The following is a 6771-nucleotide window of genomic DNA, read 5'->3' as shown; positions in this document are numbered from 1 at the left end:
CAGGTGACGCTCTGGCAGCAGGGCGAGGTGCGGATCGTCGTCAATACCGAGGAGCAGGGCTTCGCCCATGCTGCCTTCCTGACCCATGGCACCGGCGTCTGCGATATCGGCCTGAAGGTCGATGATGCGAGGAAGGCGCAGAAGCGCGCCGTCGGCCTCGGCGCGGTGAAGTTCTCGCAGCCGGTCGGCGAGGGCGAGCTCGACATCCCGGCGATCCGCGGCGCGGGCGGCTCGGTGATGCATTTCCTCGACGAAAGCGACGATCTTTCAAAGGTCTGGAGCAAGGAGTTCAACCGCTGCGGCGCCGGCGAGTCGCGCGATGCCGGGCTGACCCGGGTCGACCACATCGCCCAGACCACCGATTACGACGAGATGCTCAGCTGGTCGCTGTTCTACAGCTCGATCTTCCGCATGGGCCGCGCCCCGATGGTGGACGTGGTCGATCCCGACGGGCTGGTGCGCTCCCAGGCGCTGCAATCCGCCGACGGGCAGTTCCGCGTCACGCTGAACGGCGCCGAGACCCACCGCACGCTGGCGGGGCATTTCCTCGCCGACAGCTTCGGCTCCTCGGTGCAGCATGTCGCCTTCGCCAGCGCCGACATCTTCGCCACCGCCGAGACGCTGGCGGGGCTCGGCTTCGAGCCGCTGCCGATCTCGCCCAACTACTACGAGGATCTCGCCGCCCGCTTCGGTCTCGACGAGGCGGAGGCCGCGCGGATGAAGCAGTTCAACATCCTCTATGACGAGGACGAGAACGGCGCCTTCTACCAGTTCTACAGCCGCCCCTGGGGCGACGGGCTGTTCTTCGAGATCGTCGAGCGACGCGGCGGCTATGACGGCTACGGCGCGCCGAACGCGCCGTTCCGGATCGCCGCGCAGAAGCGTTTCCTCGGGGCGGAGCCCTCGCTCGAGCCCTGAGCGGGGGATTTGCCTTGGCCCGGGGGAGGGCGTATGACGGGTCAACTGTCCTGACCCTTGCCCCGGAGCCGCCCATGTCCATCGCCGCCGCCCGCGACCGCTTCCTTGCCGATCTGCGCGACCGTCCGCTGGTGATGGGCATCCTGAACGTCACCCCGGACAGCTTCTCCGACGGCGGCCGCCACGATGCGCCGGAGACCGCGATGGCGCATGCCCGGGCGATGATTGCCGACGGGGCCGACGTGATCGACCTGGGCGGCGAGTCGACCCGGCCCGGCTCCGAGCCGGTTGGCACCGAAGACGAGATCGCCCGGGTCGTGCCGGTGCTGGAGCGGCTCTGCGCCGAAACGGAGGTGCCGGTCTCGATCGACACCTACAAGGCGGCGACCGCGCGCGCCGCCGTCGCCGCGGGCGCCTGCATCGTCAACGATGTCTGGGGGCTGCAGCATGATCCCGCGATGGCCGATGCCGTGGCCGGGACCGGCGCCGCCGTCATCATCATGCACAACCGCGCCGCCACCGATCCGGAAATCGACATCCTTGCCGATCTGGAGCGGTTCTTCGGGCACTCGCTCGACCTCGCCCGCAAGGCCGGCATCCCGAAGGAGCACATCCTGCTCGATCCCGGCATCGGCTTCGGCAAGACGCTGGAGCAGAACATCGCCTGCCTGAACGGTCTCGACTGGCTGGGCAGCTACGGCCATCCGGTGCTCCTGGGCCTGTCGCGCAAGCGCATGTTCGGCGACCTGCTGGGCCGCCCGGTGGACCGGCGGCTGGCGGGCACGCTGGCGGCGAACCTCGCGGGGCTGGCCCGCGGCGTGCGGGTGATCCGGGTGCATGACGTCGCCGAACATGCCGATGCGGTGAAGGTCTGGCGCGCGCTCGGCGCCTGAGCCGCGGTTGACAGCCGCGCCGGTCCAGCCAAGTCTGGGGAAAGGCAGGAACGGGAGCAGGCGGATGTGGGCGGAAATCGTCGTTCTATCGGTGATCGCGGTCCATGCTGCGGCGGTTGCCTGCGCCTGGCGGGCGCTGCGGAAATCGCGCACGCCCGAGGGCTCGGTCGGCTGGGCGGTGTTCCTCCTGGCCGCGCCGTTCTGGGGCGTGCCGCTCTACCTGATCTTCGGGCACCACAAATACGGCCGCTATTTCGTCACCCGCCGCCAGAGCGCCGAGGTGATCGCGGCGCTGCATGACTATGCGCAGGCGCACCGGCCCGAGGAGCGCCCGCTGCCCGATCCGGCCCCGTTCGAGCGGCTGGCCGGGCTTCCGGCGGTGCGCGGCAACGACCTGCGCCTGCTGATCGACGGGGCGGCCGGGTTCGAGGCGATCTTCGCCGCCATCGACGCCGCGCAGTCCTATCTGCTGGTGCAGTTCTTCATCGTCCATGACGACGAGCTGGGCCGGGCGTTCCGCGACCGGCTGGTCGCCGCGGCGGCGCGCGGGGTCAAGGTCCGCTTCCTCGCCGATCCGGTCGGCAGCCATGCCCTGCCGAATGCCTATCTTTCCGAGCTGCGCCGGGCAGGGGCCGAGGTCGCCGAACGCCAGGAGGGCTGGCGCCCGCGCACCCGCTTCCGGATCAACTACCGCAACCACCGCAAGACCGTGATCGCCGACGGCACCGTCGCCTTCATCGGCGGGCTGAACGTGGGCGACGAGTACATGGGCCGCTCGGAGCGCTTCGGTCCATGGCGCGACACCCATCTGGAGCTGCACGGCCCGGTCGTCGCCCAGGCGCAGCTGATGTTCGCCGAGGACTGGCTCTGGGCGCGGGGCGAGCTGATCCTCGAACGCCTCGCCTGGGACATTGCCGAGGCGCCGCGCGACATGACGGCGATGCTGCTGCCCGCGGGGCCGGCCGACGATCTGGAAACCGGGGCGCTGTTCTTCTTCTCCGCCATTGCCGCCGCGCAGGAGCGGATCTATTCGAGCGGCCCGGTGAAGCCCAGGAGAACGCCGAGCTTGANCCTCGGCCTGCGCGGCCCCGGCGCAGAGCGCGAGAACGGCGCTGGCGGACAGAAGCGATTTCATGACTGACTCCCTGTTTTCAGCATGGTTGGAGGGAGGCTAGNACGCAAGCCTGNCGCGAAGAAAAGCNGTTTCGNCGTGCCTGCGGTTGCTGNCCGGGGATGCGGCAGAATGGGCAGGCTCATTCGGGCAGGCTGTCGAGGTCGCCGGGGCCCCAGTCCTCGGCGTCGTCGGGGGCCTCGGCGGCGCGGCTGGCGCCATGGGCACCGCGTTCGCGGTAGGGGGTGGCGCCGTATTGCGCGCGGTAGCATTTCGAGAAATGCGACGGCGAGGCGAAGCCCGAGGCCAGCGCCACGTTGATCACGCTCATGTCGGTCTGCAGGAGCAGGTTGCGCGCCTTCTGCAGCCTGAGCTCCATGTAGTAGCGCTTGGGCGAGCGGGCGAGGTAGCGGCGGAACAGCCGCTCGAGCTGCCGGGTCGAGAGCCCGGCATCGCGCGCCAGGATGGTCGGGCTGACCGGCTCCTCGATATTGGCCTCCATCCGCTGGATGACCTCCGACAGCTTCGCGTGGCGCACGCCGATCCGCGACGGCACCGACAGGCGCTGCACGTCCTGGTCGGTCCGGATCGCCGAATAGATCATCTGGTCGGCGACCGCGGCGGCGGTCTCGGGGCCGTGGTCGCGGGCGATCAGGCTCAGCATCATGTCGATCACGGCGGTGCCGCCCGCGCAGGTCAGCCGGTTGCCGTCATGGGCGAAGACCGCCTTCGACAGCAGCACGCCGTCGAATTCCTCGGAGAAGCTCTCGTGGTTCTCCCAGTGGATCGTGGCCCGGCGGTTCTCCAGCAGGCCAGCGCGCGCGAGCACATAGGCGCCGGTGCAGATGCCCGCGATCGAGCCGCCGCGGCGCGCCTCGCGGCGCAGCCAGNTTGAGCAGCGCGGCGCCGGTATGTTCGCGGATGTCGAGCCCGCCGCAGATGACGATCATGTCGCCGTGGCGGGTCTCGGGCAGGGGGCCGTCGACGNCGGAACACCGCGCCCGCCGAGCAGGCCGTGTCCTGGCCGTCGCAGGACACCATGGTCCAGTCATAGAGCGTGGCCCCGGCGACGCGGTTGGCGATGCGCAGGCAGTCGAGCGCCCCGGCATGGCTGATCAGCGTGAATTCCGGCATCAGCACGAAGACGATGCGCTGCGGGGACTCCCTCGACGGGGACGGGCTTGGAGGGGGTATGCGCGCCATGGGATCGGATGCCGGTCGGAAAAAGTTGGAAAACCGAAGCAGGTTTGCCGCCCGAGCGCAAGATGTCCGATCGTTCGGTTGCGGCTGCGCAGGAAACTTGCCTGGCGCGGCGGGCAGCTTTTGGTTGACACTTTCCCCGCAAGCCNGGCAGAGCTTCCGGACCTTGCGTGACCCGCGCAGGGGATGGATGAAGGGAGAACACCATGACCAAGGGTTGGAACAAGTCGGACTGGAGAGCATTGCCGCGGGTGCAGATGCCGGACTATCCCGACGCGGCCGCGCTGGAGGCCGTGGAGGCCCGGCTGGCCAAGTATCCGCCCCTGGTCTTCGCCGGGGAGGCGCGCACGCTGCGCCAGAAGCTGGGCCAGGCGGCCCGCGGCGAGGCCTTCCTGCTGCAGGGCGGCGATTGCGCCGAGAGCTTCCAGGAATTCGGCGCGGACAGCATCCGCGACACCTTCAAGGTGATGCTGCAGATGGCGATGGTGCTGACCTTCGGCGCCAAGGTGCCGGTGATCAAGGTCGGCCGCGTCGCCGGCCAGTTCGCCAAGCCGCGCTCGGCTCCGATGGAGACCGTGGACGGCGTCGAGCTGCCGAGCTACCGCGGCGACATCATCAACGACATCGACTTCACCCCCGAAGCGCGCATCCCCGATCCGCAGCGCATGCTGCAGGCCTATACCCAGGCGGCGGCGTCGCTGAACCTGCTGCGCGCCTTCTCCCAGGGCGGCTATGCCGACATGCACCAGGTCCATACCTGGACGCTGGGCTTCACCGAGGGCGAGAAGGCCGAGAAATACCGTGCCATGGCGGAGCGCATCTCCGAGGCGCTGGCCTTCATGGATGCGGCCGGGGTGACGCGCGAAGCCACCCAGGCGGTCGGCACGGTCGATTTCTTCACCAGCCACGAGGCGCTGCTGCTTGAGTACGAAGAGGCGCTGTGCCGGATCGACTCGACTTCAGGCAAGCCGGTGGCGGGCTCGGGCCACATGATCTGGATCGGCGACCGCACGCGGCAGCCGGACGGCGCGCATGTCAAGTTCTGCCAGGGCGTGATCAACCCGATCGGCCTGAAATGCGGGCCGACCACCACGGCCGAGGACCTGAAGGTCCTGATGGAGAAGCTGAACCCGCTGAACGATGCGGGCCGCCTGACGCTGATCGCGCGCTTCGGCGCGGGCAAGACCGACGACCACCTGCCGCGCCTGATCGAAACGGTGCAGGCCGAGGGCGCCAATGTGGTCTGGTCCTGCGACCCGATGCACGGCAACACGGTCAAGTCGGCCTCCGGCTACAAGACCCGTCCCTTCGAGGCGGTGCTGCAGGAGGTCCAGGACTTCTTCCGGGTCCATCGCTCCATGGGCACGATCCCGGGCGGCGTGCATTTCGAGATGACCGGCAAGGACGTGACCGAATGCACCGGCGGCGTCCGCGCGGTGACCGACGCGGATCTGTCGAGCCGCTACCACACCGCCTGCGATCCGCGGCTGAATGCGAGCCAGTCGCTGGAACTAGCCTTCCTCGTCGCCGAGGAGCTCAACACGCTGCACCAGGAGCGCCAGCGGACGGCCGCCGCATCCTGATCCGCAAGCCGGACGTGACAACGAAGCGCCGCCCTCCGGGGCGGCGCTTTGCGTTTGCGGGACCGCAGAACGCCGCCTGCGGCTTCGCGGCCGTGCCTGTTGGCGGAGTGTCGGGTCTGTGGGCCCGGTTCCGGCGGCAGGCACGGCGCGGCTTTCTCCATGGGGACGCAACGCAGGAACCGGACGCGGCCGGATGGGATAAGGCGGAGATCGTGGCTGGTGCGGCGGCGCACGCGGCTCTGACCGGCATGGGCTGCGGGCCTGCCGAGCAGCTCGCGCATCCCGCTCGGAAGATGGCGTGGAGACCGTCCCGCCGAGGGTGCCGGCCGCGGAGGTCGCGCGCGCGCCGGACCGTGCCGCGGGTGCGAGCGGATGACCGCACGCCAAGAACGGCCGGATCAGCGTCTCGACGCTGTCGGAGCCGACCGTGACCCGGCTGTCCGCCGGGAAGGTCTGCCGTCCGTTCCAGTGGCAACGGATGGGGGCAAGCTGCTCGCCGGGACGAGATTTGGCCGGGACAATGGCCGCGGTGCCGTGGAAGCTGCCTGTCTCCGGGCGCCGGAGATCGGCGGCCCGTCCTGCAGGTCGGCCAATGGGATCTTGAAGACCAGCCTGCATCGCCGGCGGCCCGGCAAGCCCGCGGACAGGCCCGCGATCAGCCACTCGAACATCCGCTGCTCTGCTCTGGATATTGCCGCCGAGAACGGAAGGACCTGCGCGACCATCCCACTCACAGCCAGCTGCACCTCCGGCGCAACGGCATGGCGGACGCCTTCGCCGGGCTGCAGGCGCCCTCGAAACCGGCCGGGGCCGCAGCCGCACGGCGTGCCCCTCCCGGACAGGCGTCAGCCACGTCCCCTTGGTCATTGCGCGGCGCAAGCTCCGGGAGGGCTTCGATCACACGGTTCCGTCACCGCTGTCGGGGGGCTGCGCAGAACCGAAGCTGGGTCCTGCGGCATGGGTTTCGGACCATGGCGGTCGCATGCCGGACCTGCCTGCCTCCTGTGCCTGTGCCGCTTGTCTCCCGGTCCGGCACCTGACTGCAGGGCAGCATCGGCGCGGTCCG

Annotated in this window: 3 protein-coding genes and 2 pseudogenes; 4 read left to right on the top strand and 1 reads right to left on the bottom strand. The window is 69.6% G+C overall.

Features of this window, described 5'->3' with window-relative positions:
- The 3 genes and pseudogenes from C7T91_RS30905 to C7T91_RS30895 all read left to right on the top strand — a co-directional run.
- Positions 1–918 (top strand): annotated as a pseudogene (locus C7T91_RS30905) (VOC family protein); the annotation flags it as partial.
- Positions 919–992: 74 nt separating this feature from the next.
- Entirely contained in the window at positions 993–1811 is an 819-nt protein-coding gene (folP, locus tag C7T91_RS30900; protein ID WP_108263630.1) for a dihydropteroate synthase, read from the top strand.
- A gap of 64 nt (positions 1812–1875) precedes the next feature.
- Entirely contained in the window at positions 1876–2952 is a 1077-nt protein-coding gene (locus C7T91_RS30895) for a phospholipase D-like domain-containing protein (RefSeq protein WP_108263629.1), read from the top strand.
- Positions 2953–3064: 112 nt separating this feature from the next.
- On the opposite strand, the pseudogene C7T91_RS30890 reads toward C7T91_RS30895, so the two are convergent.
- Positions 3065–4125: pseudogene (locus tag C7T91_RS30890) on the bottom strand (GlxA family transcriptional regulator).
- A 203-nt stretch (positions 4126–4328) separates the two neighbouring features.
- Here C7T91_RS30890 and C7T91_RS30885 point away from each other — a divergent pair.
- Positions 4329–5705, top strand: a complete 1377-nt coding sequence (locus C7T91_RS30885; RefSeq protein WP_108263628.1) for a class II 3-deoxy-7-phosphoheptulonate synthase — start codon at positions 4329–4331, stop codon at positions 5703–5705.
- Positions 5706–6771: the final 1066 nt, after the last annotated feature.

Source organism: Mangrovicoccus ximenensis (genome assembly GCF_003056725.1).
Classification (GTDB): Bacteria; Pseudomonadota; Alphaproteobacteria; order Rhodobacterales; family Rhodobacteraceae; genus Mangrovicoccus; species Mangrovicoccus ximenensis.
The sequence above is the reverse complement of the archived record's forward strand: the minus strand, read 5'-3'. Positions and strand labels throughout refer to the sequence as shown.

What these genes read in the sequence shown, in the direction of transcription:
- folP (WP_108263630.1), top strand. Translation starts at nt 993, where the DNA reads ATGTCCATCGCCGCCGCCCGCGACCGCTTCCTTGCCGATCTGCGCGAC.
- C7T91_RS30885 (WP_108263628.1), top strand. Translation starts at nt 4,329, where the DNA reads ATGACCAAGGGTTGGAACAAGTCGGACTGGAGAGCATTGCCGCGGGTG.